The organism is Bradyrhizobium sp. 139 (assembly GCF_023074175.1).
GTDB lineage: Bacteria > Pseudomonadota > Alphaproteobacteria > Rhizobiales > Xanthobacteraceae > Bradyrhizobium.
In genome coordinates this window covers 1-24,090 of the sequence record NZ_JADPKS010000169.1, presented here as the reverse complement: position 1 = coordinate 24,090, position 24,090 = coordinate 1, and the positions used below count along the sequence as shown (strand labels likewise).

At 62.5% G+C, this 24,090-nt stretch carries 23 protein-coding genes; 12 read left to right on the top strand and 11 right to left on the bottom strand.

The features are described 5' to 3' along the window. Positions 1–103: 103 nt before the first annotated feature. The 3 genes from IVA80_RS35705 to IVA80_RS35695 form a co-directional block, all read right to left on the bottom strand. Entirely contained in the window at positions 104–1,243 is a 1,140-nt protein-coding gene (locus IVA80_RS35705) for an epoxide hydrolase family protein (RefSeq protein WP_247439803.1), read from the bottom strand. Between the two features lie 130 nt (positions 1,244–1,373). Next, positions 1,374–1,829 (bottom strand): GatB/YqeY domain-containing protein, encoded by a 456-nt coding sequence (locus IVA80_RS35700; RefSeq protein WP_247439802.1) that lies wholly within the window; start codon positions 1,827–1,829, stop codon positions 1,374–1,376. A 33-nt stretch (positions 1,830–1,862) separates the two neighbouring features. After that, positions 1,863–2,663, bottom strand: coding sequence for an alpha/beta hydrolase (locus IVA80_RS35695; RefSeq protein ID WP_346348057.1), 801 nt, complete (start codon positions 2,661–2,663; stop codon positions 1,863–1,865). A 74-nt stretch (positions 2,664–2,737) separates the two neighbouring features. Between IVA80_RS35695 and carA the strand changes: the two genes are divergently transcribed. Both carA and IVA80_RS35685 read left to right on the top strand, forming a co-directional pair. Continuing rightward, positions 2,738–3,928 carry a glutamine-hydrolyzing carbamoyl-phosphate synthase small subunit gene (carA, locus tag IVA80_RS35690; protein WP_247439800.1) on the top strand — a complete coding sequence of 397 codons (1,191 nt, stop codon included), beginning with the start codon at positions 2,738–2,740 and terminating at the stop codon, positions 3,926–3,928. Between the two features lie 218 nt (positions 3,929–4,146). After that, positions 4,147–4,668, top strand: a complete 522-nt coding sequence (locus IVA80_RS35685; RefSeq protein WP_247439799.1) for a hypothetical protein — start codon at positions 4,147–4,149, stop codon at positions 4,666–4,668. A gap of 123 nt (positions 4,669–4,791) precedes the next feature. Here IVA80_RS35685 and IVA80_RS35680 read toward each other — a convergent pair whose 3' ends face one another. Continuing rightward, entirely contained in the window at positions 4,792–5,316 is a 525-nt protein-coding gene (locus IVA80_RS35680; RefSeq protein ID WP_247439798.1) for a DNA starvation/stationary phase protection protein, read from the bottom strand. Positions 5,317–5,428: 112 nt separating this feature from the next. Here IVA80_RS35680 and IVA80_RS35675 point away from each other — a divergent pair, with 112 nt between their 5' ends. Then, entirely contained in the window at positions 5,429–6,130 is a 702-nt protein-coding gene (locus IVA80_RS35675) for a class I SAM-dependent methyltransferase (protein WP_247439797.1), read from the top strand. A gap of 341 nt (positions 6,131–6,471) precedes the next feature. On the opposite strand, the gene IVA80_RS35670 is transcribed toward IVA80_RS35675, so the two are convergent. Beyond that, positions 6,472–6,849 (bottom strand): transcriptional regulator, encoded by a 378-nt coding sequence (locus tag IVA80_RS35670; protein ID WP_247439796.1) that lies wholly within the window; start codon positions 6,847–6,849, stop codon positions 6,472–6,474. Positions 6,850–6,961: 112 nt separating this feature from the next. On the opposite strand from IVA80_RS35670, the gene IVA80_RS35665 reads away from it, so the two are divergent. The 3 genes from IVA80_RS35665 (at position 6,962) to greA (ending at position 12,423) form a co-directional block, all read left to right on the top strand. After that, positions 6,962–8,131 carry an MFS transporter gene (locus tag IVA80_RS35665; RefSeq protein WP_247439795.1) on the top strand — a complete coding sequence of 390 codons (1,170 nt, stop codon included), beginning with the start codon at positions 6,962–6,964 and terminating at the stop codon, positions 8,129–8,131. A gap of 142 nt (positions 8,132–8,273) precedes the next feature. Continuing rightward, complete coding sequence (gene carB, locus IVA80_RS35660; RefSeq protein WP_247439794.1) at positions 8,274–11,738, top strand: carbamoyl-phosphate synthase large subunit; 3,465 nt, start codon at positions 8,274–8,276, stop codon at positions 11,736–11,738. 211 nt (positions 11,739–11,949) lie between these two features. Then, positions 11,950–12,423: a transcription elongation factor GreA gene (greA, locus tag IVA80_RS35655; protein ID WP_027534300.1), complete on the top strand. Its 474-nt coding sequence runs from the start codon at positions 11,950–11,952 to the stop codon at positions 12,421–12,423. 158 nt (positions 12,424–12,581) lie between these two features. Here the strand turns inward: greA and IVA80_RS35650 are convergent, their stop codons facing one another. After that, positions 12,582–13,061: an Lrp/AsnC family transcriptional regulator gene (locus tag IVA80_RS35650; protein WP_247439793.1), complete on the bottom strand. Its 480-nt coding sequence runs from the start codon at positions 13,059–13,061 to the stop codon at positions 12,582–12,584. Between the two features lie 264 nt (positions 13,062–13,325). Here IVA80_RS35650 and trxB point away from each other — a divergent pair, with 264 nt between their 5' ends. The 5 genes from trxB (at position 13,326) to IVA80_RS35625 (ending at position 17,200) form a co-directional block, all read left to right on the top strand. Beyond that, positions 13,326–14,291: a thioredoxin-disulfide reductase gene (trxB, locus tag IVA80_RS35645; protein WP_247439792.1), complete on the top strand. Its 966-nt coding sequence runs from the start codon at positions 13,326–13,328 to the stop codon at positions 14,289–14,291. Between the two features lie 5 nt (positions 14,292–14,296). Further along, on the top strand, positions 14,297–15,220 hold the full coding sequence (locus IVA80_RS35640; protein ID WP_028172837.1) for a LysR family transcriptional regulator: 924 nt from the start codon (positions 14,297–14,299) through the stop codon (positions 15,218–15,220). Between the two features lie 461 nt (positions 15,221–15,681). Then, on the top strand, positions 15,682–16,590 hold the full coding sequence (locus tag IVA80_RS35635) for a 4-hydroxy-tetrahydrodipicolinate synthase (RefSeq protein WP_247439791.1): 909 nt from the start codon (positions 15,682–15,684) through the stop codon (positions 16,588–16,590). Between the two features lie 182 nt (positions 16,591–16,772). Next, a complete protein-coding gene (locus tag IVA80_RS35630) occupies positions 16,773–16,922 on the top strand; it encodes a hypothetical protein (RefSeq protein WP_247439790.1) in 150 nt (49 codons plus the stop codon). Positions 16,923–17,053: 131 nt separating this feature from the next. Continuing rightward, positions 17,054–17,200 (top strand): hypothetical protein, encoded by a 147-nt coding sequence (locus IVA80_RS35625; protein WP_247439789.1) that lies wholly within the window; start codon positions 17,054–17,056, stop codon positions 17,198–17,200. Between the two features lie 130 nt (positions 17,201–17,330). Here IVA80_RS35625 and IVA80_RS35620 read toward each other — a convergent pair whose 3' ends face one another. Next, positions 17,331–18,008: a ParA family protein gene (locus IVA80_RS35620; protein WP_247439788.1), complete on the bottom strand. Its 678-nt coding sequence runs from the start codon at positions 18,006–18,008 to the stop codon at positions 17,331–17,333. 432 nt (positions 18,009–18,440) lie between these two features. Next, a complete protein-coding gene (locus IVA80_RS35615) occupies positions 18,441–18,794 on the bottom strand; it encodes a hypothetical protein (RefSeq protein WP_247439787.1) in 354 nt (117 codons plus the stop codon). Between the two features lie 371 nt (positions 18,795–19,165). Here IVA80_RS35615 and IVA80_RS35610 point away from each other — a divergent pair, with 371 nt between their 5' ends. Continuing rightward, the gene (locus IVA80_RS35610; RefSeq protein ID WP_247439786.1) at positions 19,166–20,101 is read left to right on the top strand and encodes an AEC family transporter; all 936 of its coding nucleotides are present in this window, start codon (positions 19,166–19,168) and stop codon (positions 20,099–20,101) included. Between the two features lie 513 nt (positions 20,102–20,614). Here the strand turns inward: IVA80_RS35610 and IVA80_RS35605 are convergent. From IVA80_RS35605 to IVA80_RS35595, 3 genes are all read right to left on the bottom strand, one after another. After that, positions 20,615–20,743 carry an MbcA/ParS/Xre antitoxin family protein gene (locus IVA80_RS35605; RefSeq protein WP_346348059.1) on the bottom strand — a complete coding sequence of 43 codons (129 nt, stop codon included), beginning with the start codon at positions 20,741–20,743 and terminating at the stop codon, positions 20,615–20,617. 393 nt (positions 20,744–21,136) lie between these two features. Next, on the bottom strand, positions 21,137–22,006 hold the full coding sequence (locus IVA80_RS35600) for a hypothetical protein (RefSeq protein ID WP_247439784.1): 870 nt from the start codon (positions 22,004–22,006) through the stop codon (positions 21,137–21,139). Positions 22,007–22,203: 197 nt separating this feature from the next. Continuing rightward, a complete protein-coding gene (locus tag IVA80_RS35595) occupies positions 22,204–23,886 on the bottom strand; it encodes a DUF262 domain-containing protein (protein WP_247439783.1) in 1,683 nt (560 codons plus the stop codon). Positions 23,887–24,090: the final 204 nt, after the last annotated feature.

Sequence of the window (24,090 nt, the reverse complement as noted above, 5' to 3'; positions counted from 1 at the left end):
TCATGGCCGGACTTGTTCCGGCCATCCACGCGCTTGCTTCTTGCAGCCAGTTTAAGCTCGTGGATGCCCGGGACAAGCCCGGGCACGACGGCGGAGTGCGCCGTTACCGTACCGTTCGGAAGAACTTCCTGACCTCGCCGACATACAGCTCCGGCTGTTCAAATGCGGCGAAATGGCCGCCCTTCTCCATCTCGCTCCAATGCGTGATGTTGGTAAAATTCGGCTCCATCCAGCGCCGCACCGGCGTGATGATCTCCTTCGGGAACACCGCTACACCTGTTGGCACCGTGACCTTGGGCGTGGTCCGACGCTTGCCAAAGCTCTCCCAATAGAGCCGCGCCGATGACGTCGCCGTCTCGGTCGTCCAGTAGAGCATGACGTTGTCGAGCAACTCGTCCTTGGTGAAGATGTTCTCGGGATGACCGTTGCAATCAGTCCAGGCCCAGAACTTTTCCAAAATCCAGGCCGCCTGCCCGCTCGGCGAGTCCGCCAACGCGTAGCCGAGTGTCTGCGGCCGGGTCGACTGCTGCCTCGAATAGCCGGAATCGAGGTCGACGTAATGCTTGAGGCCGGCGAGCGCGCGCTTCTCCTCCGCCGTCGGCTCGCCCTCGATCTTGGGCGCCGCATTGAAGGCGAGCGTGATGTGGATCGCGGCGCAATGCTCGGCATCCTGCATACCGAGCGAGGTCGTCACGGCCGAACCCCAGTCGCCGCCCTGCGCGCCGTAACGCGCGTAACCGAGCCGATCCATCAGCCTCGCCCAGGTCGCGGCGATGCGGTCGACGCCCCAGCCGGTGGTCTTTGGCTTGGCGGAGAAGCCGAAGCCCGGCAGCGAGGGGCATACCACATGAAACGCATCCGCAGGATTGCCGCCATGCGCGGCAGGATCGACCAGCGGTGCGATCACCTTCTGGAATTCGACGATCGAGCCCGGCCAGCCATGCGTGATGATCAGCGGTAGCGCCGAAGCCTCCTTCGAGCGCGCATGCAGAAAGTGGATGTCGAGACCGTCGATCTCGGTCGTGAACTGGTCGAAGCGGTTGAGCTTGGCCTCGCGGGCGCGCCAGTCGTAGTCGTTGGCCCAGTAGGTACAGATATCCTGGATCCATTTCAGCGGCGCGCCCTGGCTCCAGTCATCGACGAGCTCTGCCTCCGGCCAGCGCGTGCGGGCAAGGCGGGATTTGAGGTCGGTGAGGATGTCCTCGCTAACGGCGATGCGAAACGGATTGATGGCGCCGGTCATCTGTTGCTCCCCACGTCTTCTTGTCATTCCGGGCGCGCGGAGCGCGAGCCCGGAATCCATTTTGCAACAGAGCCCGCCGTATGATGGCTTCCGGGCTCGCGCCAAGAGGCACGCCCCGGAATGACGAGAGCTAGCCCGTCAGCGCGGCCTTCACCAGGCCGCTGGCCTTGCCGAAATCCATCTGCCCGGCGTACTTCGTTTTCAGCACACCGATGACCTTGCCCATGTCCTTCATGCCGGCAGCACCGGTCTCGCCGATCGCGGCCGTGATCGCTTTCTTCACGTCGTCATCCGACATCTGCTTCGGCAGATAGGCCGAGATCACCGCGATTTCCTCGCGCTCCTGCGCGGCGAGCTCGGCGCGGCCACCCTTGTCGTAGAGCTCGACCGATTCCTGACGCTGCTTGATCATTTTCTGAAACACGCCAAGCAGGTCGGCGTCCGACAGCGGCGGCTTGCCCTCCCCACGCGCGGCGATGTCGGCGTTCTTGATGGTCGAGTTGACCATGCGCAGCGTCGACAGCTTGCGCTCGTTCTTGGCCTTCATGGCCTCCTTGACCGCATTGTTGATGTCGTCGCGCAGCATGATCGTGATCCCTTCGAATATCCGACGCCTGATCTAGGCCGTTCGCGGCCCCGAGACAACCGGGGTTCCCAGCCATTCGACCAGCGCCCGGGTCGTGGCTTGGGGCTGCTCCGATTGCGGCAGATGTCCGCAATCGCTGAGGACGACCAGCTTCGCGCCGGCAATGCCCTCCGCCATCTCCTTCGAGAACGCATTCGGAATCGTGTTGTCCTGATCGCCGGTGAGCACCAGCGTCGGGCATTTGATCGTCACAAGCGTCGGCCGTGAATCCACCCGCGCGATGATCGCGGTCTGCTGCCGCAGATAGCCTTCGACGCCGACGTCCTCGCCCTGCTCATGCACGAGCTGGCGAATGCGGGCGTCGTCGCGGCGTGAGGGATGCACCAGCTCGGGAAACATCTCTTCACGCGCCGCACGCAGCTCGCCGCGCCTGGCCCGTTCCATCAGGCCGCGACGACGTGCGGTTGCTTCCGGCGTATCGGGCCGCGCCTGGGTGTTGATCAGCGCGAGCTTCAAAACCCGCTCGGGCGTCTGGCGCATGATCTCGAGCGCGATGTAGCCGCCCATGGAATGACCCGCGAGCGCGAACCGCGGCGGCGCCTCGCTCAGAATACGCCGGGCGATCGCCGCCATGCTGGCGTCGCGGATATGGTTGGCGACCATCACCGGACCGAACCGCCAGAGCGCCGGGACGACGGGGGCATAGATGCGGGCCGAGGAGGCCAACCCCGGAACCAGCACAATCGGCGTCGTCTGGTCCATTATTGCCTCCCAAGCCCCGGAATTTGTCGGAAATTGTGCTGCCGAGCTTAAGTGCCCGAGACGACCTGTCAAATATGCAAAAACGCATGTGAATCCGCCCTTTCCCGCTTTGACGGCGGCCCACGCGGGGACTATGAACCGGGCTCATGACACAACATGACAACGATCTCGCCTGGCCGGACCACAAACCGACCGCGCTGTTGGTGCTTGCGGATGGCACGGTGCTCGAAGGCTTTGGCCTCGGCGCCGAAGGCCACGCCGTCGGTGAAGTCTGCTTCAACACCGCCATGACCGGCTATGAGGAGATTCTCACCGATCCCTCCTATGCCGGCCAGCTCATCACCTTCACCTTCCCGCATATCGGCAATGTCGGCACCAACGACGACGACATCGAGACGGTGAACATGGCCGCGACGCCCGGCGCGCGCGGCGTGATCCTGCGGACCGCGATCACCGATCCCTCGAACTACCGCGCCACCAAGCACCTCGACCAGTGGCTGAAGGCCCGCGGCATCATCGGCCTTTCCGGCATCGACACTCGCGCACTGACCGCACTGATCCGCAGCAAGGGCATGCCAAACGCCGTGATCGCGCACGCCAGGAACGGCGAGTTCGACCTGCACGGCCTCAAGGAAGAAGCGCGCGAATGGCCGGGCCTCGAGGGCATGGACCTCGTGCCGATGGTCACCTCCGGCCAGCGCTTCACCTGGGACGAAACGCCGTGGGCATGGGACCAGGGCTTTGGCCGCCAGGACGAGCCTCAGTTCAACGTCGTCGCCATCGACTACGGGATCAAGCGCAACATCCTGCGCCTGCTCGCCGGCGTCGGCTGCAAGGTGACGGTGGTGCCGGCAACGACCTCGTCCGAAGACATTTTGGCGATGAAGCCGGACGGCGTGTTCCTGTCCAACGGCCCGGGCGATCCGGCCGCAACCGGCAAATATGCCGTGCCGGTGATCCAGGACGTGATCAAGTCGGGCACACCGACCTTCGGCATTTGTCTGGGCCACCAGATGCTCGGCCTCGCCGTCGGCGCCAAGACCAGGAAGATGCATCAGGGCCATCACGGCGCCAATCATCCCGTCAAGGACGAGACCACCGGCAAGGTCGAGATCACCTCGATGAACCACGGTTTTGCCGTGGACGAGAACACGCTGCCGAAGGGCGCGACCCAGACCCACATCTCGCTGTTCGACGGCTCCAATTGCGGCATCCGGCTCGACGGCAAACCGGTGTTCTCGGTGCAGTACCACCCCGAGGCCTCGCCCGGCCCGCGCGACTCGCATTATCTGTTCCGGCGCTTCGCCGACCTGATGCGGCAGAACAAGAGCGCGTAAGGCGCGCTCTCGCGCAAACGCTTCCACCACAAAAGCCCGGGCTTTTTTGTCATTCCGGGGCGCGCGTAGCGCGAGCCCGGAATCCATCAGACAGCACGCTCAGCGGCGAAATGGATTCCGGGCTCGACGCTGCGCGTCGCCCCGGAACGACCACCGAGTGAGGAACATCGTCTCTCACCCCTCGTTGATCCCTGCTACGCTCACGCAGGAGCCCCGCCATGTCCGTCGTCCGCGACAACGCCGAACCGCTCTCCATCGTGTTTGAGGATGACGGGCTCGTGCCGAACAACGTCCTCCCGTTCCTGGTCTACCAGGGCGCGGTGAAGCTCGATCCGGAGCGCCCTGAAGAGACCATCGAAAACCTGTTCGAAGCGAACGGCTGGGGCGGCACGTGGCGCAATGGCGTCTACGACTATCTGCACTACCACGCGACCGTGCATGAGGTGCTCGGTGTTGCGCGGGGAAGCGCGCGGGTCCGCTTCGGCGGCGACCATGGCCAGGAGCTGGAGATCAAGTCGGCCGACGTCGCGATCCTGCCCGCCGGTACCGGTCACCAATGCATCAACGCAAGCGATGATTTCTGCGTGATCGGCGCCTACCCGCCGGGCGCAAAGATGGAGATCACGCGAGCAACGCCCGAGAACCACGCCAGGGCGTTGACGACGATTCCGAAGGTGGCGCTGCCGCCCGCCGATCCGGTCACGGGCAAGGATGGTGCGATGATGCGGCTGTGGCGGTAGCTACAAGCGCGATGCCGTAGGGTGGGCAAAGCGAAGTGTGCCCACCAATCGACTTAAGCCGTAAGGATACTTGGTGGGCACGGCGCGCAAGAGCGCGCCTTTGCCCCCTACGGCACCGTGCCCCTACGCCTCGTTGCCGCCTTCCTGGCGGGTGGCCTCGAACAGGAACCAGGTGCGGCGCTCGGTCTCGTCGATGAAGTTTTCGAGGATGCTGGCGCTGGCGACATCGCCGGCTTCGTCGCAGACATCGTGCGCCTTGCGCATCGCAGCTGCGACATGCTTGTTGTCCTGCATCAGCTCGCGCAGCATCTCGCGCGGCGGGACGTAGTCCTCGTTGTTGTCCTTGATGGTCTGGAGCTTGGCGACCTGGCCGATCGACTTCAGCGTCACGCCGCCGATCTTGCGGACCCGCTCGGCGAGCTGGTCGGTGGTCGCGAATATCTGATCGGACTGCTCGTCGAGCAGCAGATGGTAGTCGCGAAAATGCCGGCCGCTGATGTGCCAGTGAAAATTCTTGGTCTTCAGATACAGCGCGAAGGCGTCGGCCAGAAGCACGTTGAGCGCCTCCGAAACCTTGTTGACCGCCTGGGGCGACAGATCGGTGGGAGTGTCGAGGTCGGGCGAGACCTTGCTGGGGGCTTTGCTCACGGGAAACCTTCCTGTTAGGACGCTGACATTGACGGCGCGCCGCCGCACCCCTAACGCAGGCGGGCAGCGCCTGTTCCTTTAACGGAACCGCTTGGCCGGGGCCCTCGATACCATGGACGATTGGATCGACTATTACGACTCCACGCATACGATCTATGTCAGCAAGCTGCATCGCGATTTGCACTTCCAGATCATCGCGCGGGACATCATCGGCTACATCTCATCGCCCGATGCGACCGTGCTCGACTATGCCTGCGGTGAGGCGTTGTCGGCGAGCCAGGTGGCCGCGGCCTGCGGCAAGCTGATTCTGGCCGAGCCTGCCCCCGGCGTGCGCGGCCGATTGATCGCGCGGTATGCCCCGAACACCAAGATCCGCGTCCGCTCGCTCGACGACATCCGCAAGATGCAGGACCAGTCCATCGACCTCGCGGTGATGAACTCGGTCGCGCAATATATGACGGGCGAGGAGCTCGATGCCGCGCTGATCAACATCAGGCGATTGCTGACCCCATCCGGCAAGCTGGTACTCGGAGATATCTTGCAGCCCAATGTCGGCATGATCAGGGACGTGATGGCGCTGCTCGGTTTCGGCCTGCGTCACGGCTTCCTCAAGGATGCTCTGATCGGGCTGATCAGCACCGCGTTGTCTGATTACCGTCATCTGCGCACGCGCATCGGACTTCAGCGCTACAGCGAGAACGAGATCGTCGCCAAGCTGACCGCGGCCGGCTTCGCTGCCCAGCGCGCCCACACCAATATCGGCCATAATCGCTGGCGCATGACCTTCATCGCGCGGCCGCCTCTGCTCCGTTAAGCATAACGATTGCCTGAGGTGGCTTGTGACACGCCGATCGGCAATGATCAGCGCGGCCCGGTGGCGGAAGCGTCTACGCGAGGGCGGTGCATCGCTCTTTATCCTGGTTCAAATCCAGGCCGGGTCTCCAGCCTTCGCCGACTTCGGCTCGGCAGGCCCTATCCTAGCGAAGGCCGCCGCGGCGAAGCCCGAAGGACGAAGCCGGGCTTCGGTCGGCCCCGACCAAAACAAGATCTCGAAAACAACCCGTATGCAAAGTAGCCGGTGACTTTCGGCGCGATGCTCGCTGGATCTTGAAGGCATTGACCTGCCGGGCAAATCGGACGCCGCGCGCAATCATCTCAGTTTCGGTCCGCGGCGACCATTTCGCAGTCGGACAGCAGCTGAAGCCGATCGGCATCCTTCGCCGCGGAGCTGATCACCGCATCGAGCAGGCCGGGGAAGCGTGCGTCCAGATCCTCGCGGCGGAGCCGCATGAAGCGGTTCGTGCCCGCCACGCGCGTCAGCATCAGGCCGCATTCGCGCAGCTTGGCAAAATGGTAGGCGAGATTGGACTTGCCGCTGAGCGCGTAGAAGTCACCGCAGCGCAGTTCGCTGCTGACACGTTCCTGCTGGGCAAGTTGGTAGACGATCGCCAATCGGATCGGATCGCTCAGGCAATCCAGAACCATCGGCAGCTCGATCTGCTCGCGGGTGGGATGAAGGGGCGTGCGGCTCATGGTCCGAAATCATAGCGAAGCGGCCAACATGTTCAATAGTTCTTGAACCAATTGACTCCTACACCTCAACATTCATAGTTCAATAAACGTTGAACATAGGGATTTTGTTCTAATGAGCGTGTTCTGGCTGGCCCTCGCGGCGTTTGCGATCGGCACGGAAGGCTTTGTCATTGCTGGGCTTTTGCCGGCAATCGCCACCGACCTGTCGATTTCGGTCTCGGCCGCGGGCCAATTGGTCACCGCCTACGCCCTCACCTATGCGGTGGGCTCGCCGATCCTGGCGGTGACGCTGAACAACATCGACCGCCGCACCGTGCTGGCCCTGGCGCTGTCGACCTTCATCGCCGGAAACCTCGCGGCGGTGGTGGCGTCCAGCTACGCCCTGCTGCTGGCCTCACGCATGCTGATGGCGCTGGGCTCCGGGCTGTGCATGCCGACGGCGCTCGCGGTGTCGATAGCCGTTGCCGCGCCCGAACGGCGCGGCCGCGCGGTGGCGCTGGTCACGTCGGGCCTCACGGTTGCGACCGTCGTCGGTGTTCCCCTCGGCAATCTCGTCGGCAGCCTGTTCGGTTGGCGCGCGACCTTTGCCATGGTTGCCCTGATCGGCGCGGTGGCGCTTGCCGGGCTTCTGCTCGGGCTGCCCCGCGGTTTGCCGCGAAACACAGCCTCTCTCAGCGAACGGCTTGCAGTGGCGCGCCACAGCCACGTGCTGGTCGCGCTTGTGATCACGATTCTATGGGCGCTCGGCGGCTTCACCGTATTCACCTATTTCGCCGTCCCGCTGCGCGGCCTCGGCTTCGATGCCACGCAGATCAGCCTCGCACTGTTGGTGTTCGGCGGCGCGGCGGCGATCGGGAATATGCTCGGCGGCATTCTGGCAGACCGGTTCGGCACGCGCGCGACCGCAGCCCTCGGCCTCGCCGGCATGGCGAGCGCGCTGATCCTGCATTCGCTGGTCCTGAAGCTGATGCCGGGTCAGGCGCATTACGCCGTGCTGGGCGCGATCTTCCTCTGGGGCATCTCGGGCTGGGCGTTCTATCCGGCCCAGATTGCCAGCATCATCCGGATCGAGCCGCAGGCCTCGATGATCGCACTCTCGCTCAACGCCTCCGCGATGTATCTCGGCTTCGCCATCGGCGGGGCGCTGGGCGGGACGGTGCTGGCGACCCTCTCGCCGACCGACCTTGGCTGGATCGGCGGATCGAGCGTTGCGGCCTCGCTTCTGGTGCATCTCGCCCGAGGTTGGCAGGCGCGGCCAAAACCCGTCAAAATTGCCGGTTGATGGGCGTTTTTCGGGGTTTCGCCGCCCTGAAAACTGGTCTAAGACCCACCCGCGCGCGAGGGAGACCCCCGCGCTCTCGGCTCAGGGACGCGCGGCTAGCGCGCCCTTTTTTTGTGCCCAACTTCCAGTCCGGCGAGAGTTGATGCCCAAACGTACAGACATCACCACCATCCTGATCATCGGCGCCGGTCCCATCGTGATCGGCCAAGCCTGCGAGTTCGATTATTCGGGCACCCAGGCGGTGAAGACGCTGAAGGAAGAGGGCTATCGCATCGTCCTCGTCAATTCCAACCCGGCCACCATCATGACCGACCCGGAATTGGCGGATGCGACCTATATCGAGCCGATCACGCCCGAGATCGTCGCAAAAATCATCGAGAAGGAACGCCACGTCGTTCCCGGCGGCTTCGCGCTGCTGCCGACCATGGGCGGCCAGACCGCGCTGAACTGCGCGCTGTCGCTGCGCCGGCAGGGCACGCTGGAGAAGTTCGACGTCGAGATGATCGGCGCCACCGCGGACGCGATCGACAAGGCCGAGGATCGCCAGCTTTTCCGCGAGGCGATGACCAAGATCGGGCTTGAGACGCCGAAGTCGCGGCTCGCCAACGCCTCCGCCCTGAAGAAGTCCTTCCGCGACAAGTACCAGGCGGAGCGCGCGAAGGCCTCCGGTGCAGCGCTCGCAGAACTCGAGCGGCAGTGGACGCTCGGCGAAAGCGACCGCCGCAAGCGCTATCAGGAACATGCGCTGGGACAGGCGCTGATGGCGCTTTCCGAAATCGGCCTGCCCGCGATCATCCGCCCCTCCTTCACGATGGGCGGCACCGGCGGCGGCATCGCCTACAACAAGGAAGAGTTCCTCGACATTATCGAGCGCGGCCTCGACGCGTCTCCGACCAACGAAGTGCTGATCGAAGAATCCGTGCTCGGCTGGAAAGAGTACGAGATGGAGGTCGTGCGCGACAAGAAAGACAATTGCATCATCGTCTGCTCGATCGAGAACCTCGATCCGATGGGCGTGCACACGGGCGATTCCATCACGGTCGCGCCGGCGCTGACGCTGACCGACAAGGAATACCAGATCATGCGCGACGCCTCGCTGGCGGTGCTGCGCGAGATCGGCGTCGAGACGGGCGGCTCCAACGTGCAGTTCGGCGTCAATCCCGAAGACGGCCGCATGGTCGTGATCGAGATGAACCCGCGCGTGTCGCGTTCCTCCGCGCTGGCCTCGAAGGCCACCGGCTTTCCGATCGCCAAGGTCGCCGCCAAGCTTGCCGTCGGCTACACGCTGGACGAGATCGCCAACGACATCACCGGCGGCGCCACGCCGGCCTCGTTCGAGCCGACCATCGACTACGTCGTCACCAAGGTGCCGCGTTTCGCCTTCGAGAAATTCCCCGGCGCTTCCACCACGCTGACCACGTCAATGAAGTCGGTCGGCGAAGTCATGGCAATCGGCCGCACCTTCCAGGAAAGCCTTCAGAAGGCATTGCGCGGGCTCGAAACCGGCCTCACCGGCCTCGACGAGATCGAGATCGAGGGCCTCGGCCGCGGCGACGACAAGAACGCGATCCGCGCCGCACTCGGCACGCCGACGCCGAACCGGCTGCTCCAGGTCGCCCAGGCAATGCGGCTCGGCTGGTCGAACGAGGACATCTTCAACTCCTGCAAGATCGATCCGTGGTTCCTCAGCGAGATGCGCGGCATCATCGAAATGGAAGAGAAGGTCCGCAGGAACGGCCTGCCGGGCAACGCCTTCGCCATGCGATCGCTCAAGACCATGGGCTTCTCCGACGCACGGCTTGCGGTGCTCGCCGAGACGACGGAGGCCGAGGTGACGGCGAAGCGCCACGCGCTCGGTGTCCGCCCTGTCTACAAGCGCATCGACACCTGCGCGGCCGAATTCGCTTCGCCCACCGCCTATATGTATTCGACCTACGAAGCGCCGTTCGCGGGTGTGCCTGCGGACGAAAGCACGCCGTCGGACAAGAAGAAGGTCATCATCCTCGGCGGCGGCCCGAACCGCATCGGCCAGGGCATCGAGTTCGACTATTGCTGCTGTCACGCCTGCTTCGCGCTGCATGACGCCGGCTACGAATCCATCATGGTCAACTGCAACCCGGAGACGGTGTCGACCGACTACGATACCGCCGACCGGCTCTATTTCGAGCCGCTCACCGCCGAGGACGTGCTGGAGATCATCGCGAAGGAGCGTACGAACGGCACGCTGCACGGCGTGATCGTGCAGTTCGGCGGCCAGACCCCGCTGAAGCTGGCGCGTGCGCTGGAAGCCGCCGAAGTGCCGATCCTCGGCACCTCGCCTGACGCGATCGACCTTGCGGAAGACCGCGACCGCTTCAAGCGCGTGCTCGACAAACTTCGCCTGAAGCAACCGAAGAACGGTATCGCCTATTCGGTCGAGCAGGCCCGCCTGGTCGCAACCGATCTCGGCCTGCCGCTGGTGGTGCGCCCCTCCTATGTGCTCGGCGGCCGCGCGATGCAGATCATCCGCGAGGAGAACCAGCTCGGTGATTACCTGCTCGGCACGCTGCCGGAACTGGTGCCGGCCGACGTCAAGGCGCGCTACCCGAACGACAAGACCGGCCAGATCAACACCGTGCTCGGCAAGAACCCGCTGCTGTTCGACCGCTATCTGTCTGACGCGACCGAGATCGATGTCGACTGCCTCTGCGACGGCAAGGACACCTTCATCGTCGGCATCATGGAGCACATCGAGGAAGCCGGCATCCATTCCGGCGATAGCGCCTGCTCGCTGCCGCCGCACTCGCTCGATGCCAGGATGATCGGGGAGCTGGAGCGGCAGACGCGCGAGCTCGCGCTCGGCCTTGATGTCGTCGGCCTGATGAACGTGCAGTACGCGATCAAGGACGGCGATATCTACGTGCTCGAGGTCAACCCGCGCGCCTCGCGCACGGTGCCGTTCGTCGCCAAGGTGGTCGGCACGCCGGTCGCCAAGATCGCAGCGCGCATCATGGCCGGCGAGAAGCTCGCCGACTTCAAACTGAAGAAGGCGGACTTCAAGCATGTCGGCGTGAAGGAATCGGTGTTTCCGTTCGCGCGTTTCCCCGGCGTCGATACCGTGCTCGGCCCCGAGATGCGCTCGACCGGCGAGGTCATGGGCATCGACCGCTCCTTCGCGGTGGCGTTCGCCAAGAGCCAGCTCGGCGGCGGCACGCGGGTGCCGCGCAAGGGCACGGTGTTCGTCTCGGTGCGCGAGAGCGACAAGACGCGCATCGCCGAGGCTGTTCGCGAGTTGCATTCGCTCGGCTTCAAGGTGCTGGCAACCTCGGGTACAGCCCGCTTCCTGACTGACCAGGGCATCCCGACCGAGAAGGTGAACAAGGTGCTGGAGGGACGGCCGCATATCGTCGACGCCATCACCAACGGCGACGTCCAGCTCGTCTTCAACACCACCGAAGGCCCGCAGGCACTCGCCGACAGCCGGTCGCTGCGGCGCGCGGCCCTCTTGCATAAAGTGCCGTATTACACCACTCTTTCCGGGGCCGTGGCGGCCGCGCAGGGCATCCGGGCCTATCTGGGCGGGGACCTTGAGGTTCGTACCCTGCAGAGCTATTTTTCGGACACCTGATCATCGGCGGGGCAAAGCCTCCGCTAAGTGATTGGCGATGAAGCCACAATGGCCGGAGGAACTGTCCGGTCGTGGGGTAGTTCTGTTCCGTTGCCCAGCCCCTATCTGTCAACCTCCGGCGGCCCTGTCTTAGGCCCCGGAAGACCGACCAATCAAGGTTGCGGGCGCCCATCCGCGTTTTGGAGCGCACGATCGAAGGACGAGAGAGAAGATGGAAAAGGTTCCGATGACAGCGGGCGGGTTTGCCGCGCTCGGGGAAGAATTGAAGAAGCGCCAGTCGGAGGACCGTCCGCGCATCATCGAGCATATCGCGGAGGCGCGCTCCCACGGCGACCTGTCGGAGAACGCGGAATATCATGCCGCGAAGGAAGAGCAGTCCCACAATGAGGGCCGCATCGCCGAGCTCGAGGACAAGCTCGCGCGTGCCGATATCATCGACATCTCGAAGCTGTCCGGCGACACCATCAAGTTCGGCGCCACCGTGACGCTGGTCGACGAGGACACCGAGAAAAAGGCGGTGTGGCAGATCGTCGGCGAGGTCGAGGCCGACGCCAAGAAGGGCCGCATCTCCATCACCTCGCCGCTCGCGCGCGCGCTGATCGGCAAGAAGAAGGGCTCAACCGTCGAGGTCAACGCCCCCGGCGGCGCCAAGGCGTATGAGATCACCAAGGTGGAGTGGCGGTAGGGATTTGCCGTTGCCGCGTGATGACGAATTGAAAAAGGCCGCGCCTCGCGCGGCCTTTTTTGTCTCTGCGTGTTGCCGCGGACTCGCTGCACCTCTCCTGCTTGCGCGAGAGGGAGCGCACCGGCGTCGCGGTGACAGCAGCGCTCGGTCCGACCGCCTTAGCGTCGTCCCTTCACGTCCAGCGGCACCGCCGCCTCGTATTTCGAGTTATGCAGCACCAGCGAGGTCCGGACGTTGCGGACATGGGGCGCCGCGGTCAGGTGGGTGACGAAATCCTGGAAGGTGGCCATGTCGGGCGCGACGCATTTCAGGATGAAATCGACCTCGCCCGACAGCATCCAGCATTCCCGCACCAGGGGCTCGGCGCGGACGAACTCCTCGAAGGCGCGCAAATCCGCCTCGGCCTGGCTGGATAGGTGCACCGCGGCAAACACGGTGACGTCGAAGCCGAGCTTGCGGGCGTCCAGGAGGCCGCGATAGCCGTGGATGTAGCCCTCCTCCTCCAGCGCCCGGACGCGGCGCAGGCAAGGTGGCGGCGAGATGCCGACGCGCTTGGCCAGCTCGACATTGGTGATTCGACCATCGGCCTGGATCTCGGCGAGAATTTTGAAGTCGATCTCGTCTAGGTTCCGCGACACGTGATTGGAACTCCTGGCCTTGCGGGGGCATCGGGTGAATTTCTGGCAATCCTCATAGCCAGTCCGCAGCGATTGCGCAATTTTATTGCGCGTGCAGCGCAATCGACTTTTGTTCCTTGTTGGAAAAATCCGCCGACAGGGAATGCAATTCTTGCATGGCTCACCAGAAGGCTTAGATTAGCTCTGATATTTCAGCGCCTCCGCGAGGCCTCCCGGCACGTTCCGCGCCCGCGCTGCAATCCCCCGTGAAAGGCGTCCGTCGACATGCCCGCCCCTGTCCATGCAAAGGTCGTCATTATTGGCTCCGGCCCCGCCGGCTACACGGCGGCGATCTACGCCGCGCGCGCGATGCTCGAGCCGATCCTGATCCAGGGCATCCAGCCGGGCGGCCAGCTCACCATCACCACCGATGTCGAGAACTATCCGGGCTTCGCCGACGTGATCCAGGGCCCATGGCTGATGGAGCAGATGGAGAAGCAGGCGCTGCACGTGGGGACCCAGATCAAGACCGATCTGGTGATCAAGCTCGACACCTCGCAGCGGCCGTTTCGCCTCACCTGCGATAGCGGCGACATTTATCTCGCCGATACCGTCATCCTCGCCACCGGCGCCCAGGCGCGCTGGCTCGGCATCGGCTCAGAGGAAACCTTCAAGGGCTTCGGCGTCTCGGCTTGCGCCACTTGCGACGGCTTCTTCTACCGTGGCAAGGACGTGATCGTGGTCGGCGGCGGCAACACCGCGGTCGAGGAAGCGCTGTTCCTGACCAATTTCGCCTCGCAGGTGACCATCGTTCACCGCCGCGACCATTTCCGCGCCGAGCGCATCCTGCAAGACCGCCTGTTCAAGCACCCCAAGATCAAGGTTGTCTGGGAGAACGCCATCGACGAAATCTGCGGCGAGACGAATCCGGGCAAGGTCACCCATGTCCGCCTGAAGAACGTCAAGACCGGCGCGCTGACCGAACTGAAGGCCGACGGCGTGTTCATCGCCATCGGCCATGCGCCGGCGACCGAGCTCGTGAAGGACCAGGTCAAGCTGAAACCGTCGGGCTATGTCGAGGTCGCCCCGAACTCGACCGCGACCTCGGTGCCCGGCCTGTTCGCCGCCGGCGATGTCGCCGACGAGACCTATCGCCAGGCCGTAACGGCCGCCGGCCTCGGCTGTATGGCCGCGCTCGAAGCCGAACGTTTCTTGGCCCTGCGCGCCAGCGAGCGCGCGGCAGCGGAATAAAGATCATGCCTCGAACACGCGATGGATTTACGGATATGGATTGGGACAAGCTGAAGGTGTTTCACGCGGCGGCGGAAGCGGGCAGCTTCACGCATGCGGGCGAGCAGCTCGGCCTGTCGCAATCGGCGGTGTCGCGCCAGGTTTCGGCGCTGGAGCAGGAGCTCTCGGTCTCGCTGTTCCACCGCCACGCCCGCGGCCTGATCCTCACCGAGCAGGGCGACCTGCTGTTCCGCACCGCGCATGACGTGTTCATGCAGCTCCAGGCGGCGCGCGCCAAGCTGACCGACAGCCGCGAGCGGCCGAGCGGCGACCTCAAGATCACCACCACGCCCGGCGTCGGCATCAACTGGCTGATCCCGCGGCTCGGCGAGTTCACCGCGCTCTATCCGGAGATTCGGATCTCGCTGATCGTCACCGACGAGGAGCTCGACCTGTCGATGCGCGAGGCCGACGTTGCGATCCGCACCCGCAAGCCGACCCAGCCGGATCTCATCCAGCGCAAGCTGTTCGCGATGGGATTCCACGCCTATTGCTCGCCTGATTACATCAAGCGCTTCGGCACGCCGCGCACGCTCGAGGAGCTCGACTCCCATCGCATCATCACGCTCTCCGACGGCACGTTCGCGCCGCATCTTCAGAACCGCAATTGGCTGGTCGAGGCCGGCCGCAACGGCAGCGGTCCGCGCGAGGCCTATTTCAGGGTCAACAATATCCTCGGCCTCGTGCGCGCCTGCCAGCAAGGCCTCGGCATCGCGGCGCTGCCGGATTATCTGATCGAAGAACAGAGTCGGCTGGTGCAGCTGTTCGGCGAATCGGATTCGATCCAGCTCGACACGTATTTCGTCTATCCCGAGGAATTGAAAACAGTCGCGCGCGTGCAGGTGTTCCGCGACTTCGTAGTGAGCAAGGCGCAGCGCTGGCCGTCCTGATTTCCGCATGTCTGACATGCGGCTTGGACGGTTGATGCATGGCGCTCGTCAAGCCCATACTGCTTGCACGCTGAGCTTTCGCGTTGCGCATTTGTCCCCCTCCTCCAGTGGCGCGGGAGTTCAGTAATCCCTCTTGGAAGGTGATTGTGTCGGCCTCACGTGGCCAATACCTTAAGCCGGGCTCGCTTGAGCCCGGCTTTTTTTTGTTCCGTTCGGCTTCACGTTCTGCGTGTATTGACAGTTCCACGTCTACCCCCCATCATTTGCGAATGATCACGAAGTCGTGCGCAATCCTGGCGAAGGCAATCGCCTCGAAAAAAGGCCCCCATTCGGGGACCTCGGATTGTTGCGCGCGCTAGACCAGCTTCGTCATCGCAAGCACTCTTCGAAAACCCCGCCGCCTGGACGGGGTTTTTTGATGTGCCCTCCGTCTCAGGTTTTTTACGAGAAGGAGATGGAACATGACCGGCCTACAAGATCATTTGCACGGGCTCTGGCTGCCGCTGGTGACGCCGTTTCGCGACGGCCGCCTCGACGAGACGTCGCTGCGGCGGCTGACGCGGCACTACTGCACGCAAGCCGTCGACGGCTTCATCCTGGGGGCGACCTCCGGCGAAGGCATGACGCTGAGGGACGCCGAGCTCGAACGCCTCGTTGCCATCGTGCGCGACGAGATGGCCGCAGGCCGCCGCAGCATTCCGATCTGCCTCGGCCTGTCAGGCGCGGATACGTCGCGGCTGAAGGATCGCCTCGATGAAACCGCGGACTGGCCGATCGACGGCTATCTGATCGCGAGCCCCTATTACGTGCGGCCCTCGCAGCGCGGACTCCTGGCGCACTTCGAGGCGCTTGCCGATCACGCCGCCTGGCCGCTGGCGCTCTACAACATTCCCTATCGCACCTCGGTCAACATCACGAACCAGACGCTGCTGCGGCTCGCCGAGCATCCCAACATCGTCGGGCTGAAGGACTGCGGCGCGAGCCGCGAGCAATCCATCGCGCTCTTGCGCGACCGGCCGAAGGGCTTTCGCGTGCTCACCGGCGAGGATGCGAACTATCTCGAGGCACTCACCGACGGCGCCGACGGCGGCATCGTGCTGTCCGCGCATGTCGAGACCGCGACATTTGCGGCTGTGCACACCGAGTTGAAGCGAGGCAACCACGACGCGGCACTGGCGCGCTGGCACGAGGTCGCGGAGCTGACGCGCCTGTTGTTCGCCGAGCCGAGCCCGGCGCCGGCGAAGTACTGGCTATGGCGATGCGGCCTCATCGACAGCCCCGAAGTGCGCCTGCCGATGATCGAAGTCGGCAGCGAGCTCGCCGCCGCGCTCGATCGCGAAATCGAGCGGCGAATGAAAGTCGCGGCGTAGCTTGCTTACCCTCCCCTCACCCCACCCTCTCCCCGTCAGAACGGGGAGAGGGAGCGAGAGAGCGGAATCCGTGGTTAACCTCGCCCCAATCGGCTTCGCTGCTGCGGCATAGCGCATCCACGCCTCGTTTACGCAATCGCGCCTATCGTTTTCATTCAAAGTCTTCCAAAGGGGGAATAACCATGGGGCATCGCACCCGGCCTACGGCCGCGAGCCAATTCGCGCCCGCCGATCTCTTGCAGGGAATTCTGGTGGTGTCGTCATTCGGGTTCTGGGCGGTGATGCTCGGCCTGATGCCGGTGCTGGTGTTTCGCATCTGGCTGGCCGGCTGAAGCGTGCACCGCGCGGATGGTTAATCCGTGGTACCGCCTGTGTTCGAATGCCCACGAAATTGCGCCCCGGAATCTTAAAACATCCCGCCTATCACTGACGTCCATAAGCGAAGAAATCGCGGGGGCGTTTCGTGAATACTCAGAATGAAGTGGTGTCGCATTACGGCGCCGGACAGCAGGGCTTTACCACCGAGGACATTCTCTGGGCCGCCGGCATCTGGTCGGTGATCCTCACTTTGTCGCCGGTCATCGTGTTCTACATGCTGATGGTGGCGTGACCAACATTCTTACTTTTTGAGCACGATCTTTTCGGAAAACCGCTGCACACTTTTCCGGATCGCGCTCGCCCAGAAACGCAAAACGCGCGGACGTCCGCGCGTTTTTCGTCCGGGGAATGATTTATGAAAATTATGCCGCCTGCTTGTGCATTGCGCCGGATGCCGACGCCGTGCCGCGAATAGCCTTCACGGAACGCTCGATCGCCGCCCACAGCCTTGCGATTTCCTGGGCCGCACGGCTCTCGGCCTGATACTCGCGCGCGCCTTCGCCGTGGCTGAGCGCCATCAGCAAATCCGAACGGTTGGTGATCTGGCCGCCCCACACCGGAGCACGGAATTTCGCCAGCGCCTCGCGGGCGATGGTGACGATCGGGCTTTCGGACTCGTCGCGCCGCGCCGGGGCGCCGTTGACCACGACCGCATAGGGCTTGCGCGCCGCACGGCACATCTGGATGGTTTCCTGCACCGCGTTGACGTCGAACACGCCGGGACGCGCCGGAATGATCACCATCGTCGCATTGCGGATCGCGTCGTCGACGACGGCCGACAGGTTCGGCGGCGTGTCGATCAACACCCATTCATAACCGTCGCGCCTGGCAGCGGAGACGATGCCGCTGACCGAGTTCACGGCAGCCTTGATCGGCGGCTCGTTCGTGCCGCGCAGTTTGTGCCACAATGTGAGCGAGCCTTGCGGATCCGCATCGACGAGCAGGATGGGCTTCGTCGCCTTGATCTGCGCGGCGAGATGTGCGGCCAGGGTACTCTTGCCCGAGCCACCTTTACGCGATGCAAAAACAATAACGTTCATACCTCTGCCTCCAGATTGACCCCAGATGACGAAAATGAATCACCACACTGATTCGCGAAAGAAAAATTTATCGGGAGTTGCGTCGAAGCCACGAAATAACAAAGCGTGTTGGCTTTTGAGTCACACTGCTTCGCGCGACGAAGGCACAAACTGCAATGAAGCGCCCTTCACACCGGCGATCGTGCGCTTTTTGAGCAGCGACGTGGGAAAAAATGGAATACAACCTCGCCGCGCACTCCCTCTCGCAGCTCTCTTTCATCGAACGCGTTCGTCATCGTCGCAAGCGTCCGCACGCGGGAGGCGAACAAAAGGAGTCCGGTGGCTGTCGCGGAGCTGATGCCGGACACGCAAATGCCCGGGGCGTCCACGCCAAGACGCTTTCGCGCTTTTGCCCGATGAGACGAGTTTCAAAGCGGGAACGCAGCCCCCCGTTCAGCCTTCGCTGGATTTCTTTGTCTTGGCCGCCTTCGGCGCCGGCTTGGTGCTCTTCCTGGCGGCTTTGGGCGCGATGCTGGTCGGCTTGCCGGCGCGGTCCTCGCCCGGCTCGGGTCCCGGCCGGAAGAACGCCCGGCACTGCGGCGAGAGCTGCGTCTTCTTCTGGATCATGCAGGCGGTGATGGCGTCGACGTTCGGAACGAACTCGCCGCACAGCCGCATCGCATCCGGCGTGCAGGCCTGCTGCTCTTCCGGCGTGTAGGCGAAGCCGGCGCCGGGGTGGACCAGGATGGCGAGGGCGATCCCGGCAACGGCCGCAGCCAAGGACTTCTGAAAACGGAACGCCAGCATCGATGCCCCCAAATGTCGAGTCGGAGCGGATAGTGGGTGAACACCGGTTGGTTGGCAACCGAGCCGGGATGCGAAACCCGATGGCTGTGCGCTCTCGGCAACAGGCCGGCAGCCCGGCACCAGCCACGATCCCGCGGCGGACAGCCAACCCTTTGGCAAGACGTGCGAGATCGGGTCCGCCCGCGGCTTCAGCGGCCGTCCGGCAAAAAAACGCGAAAACAACCCCATGCACAGTAGCCAAGTCCAAGCGCGGATTGCGCTTTACGGATTTTACGAAGTCGATTTGACTCGTCGGGCAAAACAGGGGCATGATGCCATCGTCGAGGATGTGTGGGGTGGTCAGCTGATGTCCCCGTGAGGTTGAGGGGTGCATGGCCACCGTATTGATCGTCGCGCCGGTGTTTGCCCTGATCGCGGCCGGCTATGCCGCGGTGCTGTTTCGCTTCGTCTCCGAGACCGCGCACAAGGGCATCTCCGAATTCGCCTTCAGCATCGCCATCCCCGCCCTGCTGTTCCGCACCATCGTCGTGTCGGAATTTTCCGACGTCAGCTCCTGGCGAATGTGGGGCGCCTATTACGGCGCGCTCGCGATCACCTGGATCGCGGCACTGGCGCTGTCGGCCCTGCTGCGCCAGCGGCGCGACGACGGCGTCGTGTTCGCGATCGGCTCGGTCTACGGCAACATCGTGATGCTCGGCATTCCGCTGACGCTCTCGGCGCTGGGCAACGAGGCCGCAGGGCCGATGGCGCTGATCCTGTCGGTGAACACGCCGCTGCTCTGGCTCTGCGGCTCGCTGCAAATGGAATGGGTCAGCCGCAAGCAGACCGGCTCGGCGCTCTCGGTCATCCTGCCGGTGCTCGTGGATCTGTCGCGCAACCCGATCATGCTGGCGATCGGCCTCGGCCTGCTCTGGCGCTTCACGGGCGTCGGCCTTCACCCCGTCGTCGACAAGACCATCGAACTGCTGGCGCAGGCGGGATCGCCGGCGGCGCTGATCGCACTCGGCATCAACCTGTTTCGGTTCGAGGTCAGGGGCGAGAAGATCGGCATCCTCGCCATGAGCGCGCTAAAACTGCTGGCGATGCCGGCGGCCGCCTTCGCACTGGCCAAGCTGCTCGACCTGCCGCCGACGGCTGCCGGCGTGGTCGTGCTGTTCGCGGCAATGCCGACCGGCGCGAACGCGTATATTTTTGCGGTTCAGTACCAGCGACTGGTGAACCCGGTGTCGGGCGCGGTGGCGCTGGGGACGCTGCTGGCGGCGGTGACGTTGCCGGTGGTGGTGATGATGGTGGCGGGGGTGAAGTAGCGCCGCGCCGCTTAGGCAGCCCAGTCCACAATCGCGTCAATGAAGGTCTGAGCTTGGCGAATCGCATCCCGCCTCGTCGCACAGACACCGACTGACACTGTACGGCCCTTTCCGACAGTCCACTGCCAACCGGACAAATAGCTCATTTCAACGATCGAGAAGCTTACGCCGCGATGTTCCACGGAGGACCTCCGCTGACATGTTGCTGTATCCAAAGGGTACTCCAAATGCTGAACATGGTCTAGCCGAACACGGCCAGCAGAGCTAATGTCGCGCACTCACAACCTCAACGAGATCAGGCATAGACGCTAACTTCGTTCGCTGATCGTTGCGGCGTGCGCGCTCAAACTGCTGGCGATGCCGGCGGCCGCGTTCGTGCTGGCAAAACTGGCACCTGCCCGCCGCTGGCCGCCAGCATGGTCGCGCTGGTCGCGGCGATGCCGACCGGCGCAGTGAGCCGGCGACTTGGCGACCACGCCGACAGACCGGCGAAATTGGAGATCCGCCAGTGCCTCACGCCCAAATGCCGTGATCGATCTGATCCAGCATCTCCTCGACGACCCGCGCCCCCGCCTCCGTCGCGAGGTAAGCGAGCGGCGTCTCGCCGCCCAAGGCCTTTCTTGGACTTGCGCAACCAGCGATGTGCCTTGGCCGTATCGCTGAACACGTTGACGGCCAGGCGATCGACCCGCGCCAGCCGTATGGCTTTACCGCTGTCTTCGACCATTAACGTCTCGCCTCCCGATAGCCATCCGTAGGTCCATTCAAGCACAGTCCGGCCAATTATAAATATGCTGGCCTGGGACGTTTTGTGCACTGTCACCGTAATTCCAAATATGATTGGAGAGTTCTCGGGTTTCCTGACCGATAAGCTGTCGGACGCCCACGTAAATAGTCTTTAGGCCAAGTCATCATCTCTTCGGGCGTTGAGTAATCCCGATCATCTTCGTCGGCATCCCATGATTGCTGCACGTGATCGTTCAAATATTGCGCAACCTCATCTTGGCCCATCATTGTCATGACTAACCGCTCGCTCTACAAGCTTAGAACTTCCGCCTTTTTCAGCTCATCGACGACCATTTCAAGATGATCGTCGATTGCCTTATTGGTGATGCTGAACGTAACGCGGCTCGCGCCTCGTGACGACGCGTCCATGCCCCTCGCCTGCATAGCGGCTAATGCTTGATCGCGAACGTCCGGAGTGAGCTTGAAATCAACATGGCAATAGCCCGGGGTTTTCCGAGGGCGGAACCAGCAGAAATTCTTGCCTGTCGAACGCAGTGCAATGTGGTGTTTGTTGTAAGCGATTTGCAAATCAACTCCCAATGCTCGCAGAGCACTGGCGATTTTGTCCACAACAGAGATAGACCCGGGGTCGCGCTTCTTCTCCCAGTAAGCCCGATCGGTCTCCTCCATCTCTTCGGGGCCATCCTCCTCCACGATCTCTTCAACGACGTCGAGGACGGTTACAGCGTGCAACACGATCTTATTGTCATCCAGCTTGAACGCACTCAGCTGGATCGCAATCATGGGGACGGAGCGGTTGAGCAAGCGGAGGACGTTGAAGAACCGGCTGGTGATGTTCTCAGCCACGATGACGGCTCGGTGATCGGATTGCGGCCGCCTCTGCCGCTCCACGTCCCAATATTCGATCGTGCGTACGATGTGGCTCTCGTCGAGGGTGCCTAGCATGATCTCGACTTCATAGAAGAGATCAGTGTCGGCGTGATGCATTAGGAAATCGATCCGCCCCCCGGGCTGCTGTTTGTGCTCTTTCCCGATGATGTCGAGTTCACCGAGGCCGAGAATAGTCGTATCGGCCTTGATCTGTTCCTGTAGCCACTTCTCGTTCAGACCAACTGAACGCAATTCGACCGGAGATATCTTCTTCAGTTCGAGCGCCATTTTGCCCTGCCCTCTTTTTGTGACCCGCAGCTTGCCTGAGCTGGGTTAACCGCTGTTAAAACCTTCGATTGATCGTGTCGGCGTCCGGGAGCGGCAGTTTCTTGGACACCGCGGAAATGGCATACGCTGACATCTCCCGTAACCACGGAGTAGCCCATGCGCCATTACAAGGCGACGAACGTCGCGCAGTCCCATAATTACCCTATCGGCCAAGTCTTAACGGCTATTTTGGCAAGCTTGCTTTGTCGTGCGTTTATTTGCTCTAGAGACCAAGCAGAAGATTTGGCAATCTCCTTGGTGACGAGAAAATTAGATTGCTGATAGGTCTTTTTCTTGTCGGAGAAGGAGGAGTTTCCTGCCGCGACATTCTTCGTGGCCTGAAGAAGAACCATGTTTCCGATCCGGCGCTCGCACGCTGCCGCAACTTCGGGATCAACCTTCCAAGCTTGGCTGGGCGTTTTCGGCATTACGTGCTCGAGGTTGATCACGTCGGACTCGGGATTTGCAACATACTCCGGCTCATCTTCGCCACGCATTTTGCGATCGAGAGTTCGGAGATAGTAGCGCGCCAAAAACGCTTGTGACACTCGCGCCTTCTTGAAATCTTCCTCAAATGTTGCGTCGTTCGGGATCAGGTCCTTCATCGCTGCAAGCAATTGCTTAGCTTTGGTAATCTTCCCAATTCCAATTTCGTGGGCGCGTAGCGAGTAATTGCGATCCAGAACACCGCCTCTTCCTCCCGAAATCAAAAACCGGACCGACCAGCTAACAAGCATCTTGAGTGCTTTGACAGCTTCCTCAGGAGAAAACTTCCTTGCCACGGCGAAGAGGAGGGGACGGATTTGCTCGACCTTTAAATCTTGATCGATGTTCTGCACGTATGTTCTTACCACGCCCTTGTACTTATTCCATTTGCTGTGACCGGGGTTGAATAGCGCCACGTAATCGGGTGCAGCCTCATCAAGCTGCCGCAGAAAGTCTCTGGTTTTCTGGTCGCCGGAGATTTTTTTGCGGATGCTGTCAGCTAGCTCTCTTTCCTTCGTGGGGCCATGCTGCGTAATCCAAAAATGACGTATATATGTAACAAGTAGGTCGTCGCTGCCCACTGACTCAACAGCGCCGGCAATCGAGGACCATCTTGCATTGGCTTCCTCAATCTTGGTTGTCTTGCTGAAAAAGTAATTCTTCAGCAAATCTGCTTGAGAAGCCCGAAGCCCACGATCGTTAAGCGTCTCAAACATACGATACGTCAAAGCACTGTCGGTGACGCGCACGACTACCACCTTCGCGCTCTCGTCCAGAAAAGTGACCCAACGGACAAGAACTTCCTCGGCATCCTTGAGATTGTAGGGGGCGACTATTTTTGCGATATGCTGCTGAGCGAGTTGAGCCGCGCGCAGAATGCGATGGTTAGATTCCTTCAAGTTCTCGTGCGGCGCGACCTCCGTCCTTTCCTCTGCATCGAGAAGGACATTATTGATGAAGAATTGCTGATCATCAGCATTGAGGCCAAGACGCGGTTTCGTTTCATCCGTTTTCAAGTCGATCGTGCGTAGATAATCTTGATCGATTTGCCGCGCCTTCTTTGGCTTTCCCTCTTTCTGAAAATAGTCGCGTATCGTGGCGAGTAGAATGGAGGTGGTAGCCAGACGCTGTTGACCATCAGAGACGTCCGGCACTCCCTCGCCCGTCAGGACGACCGTTCCCAGAAAATAATCGGTATCGCCGTCCTTGATCGCGCCCGAGAGATCAGTGAAAAGGTCGAGCACATGATCTTCTTCCCATGCGTACGAACGCTGGTTGGGAGGCACAGTTAGACGCCCACTGCGTAACAGGGCACCGATACCCGTGTACTCAAAACCGATTTTGCCTCCAGCCATGCTGCCCCCTCTGCAACGATTTATTGGCTGGGGACGATAGTCGATCACAGCTAGCGGTTGCGAGTGGACGTCGAAGAATACGAACAAGATTGAAGCGAGGGCGAAGGTAACCGTCCGGTGAGGGCCGCGGGATAACCGCGTTGGCGCGGTGGCCCGATCAGGCCGCGGACTGAACAGGGGTTTTCTTCCAGTCCCAAGGCAGCA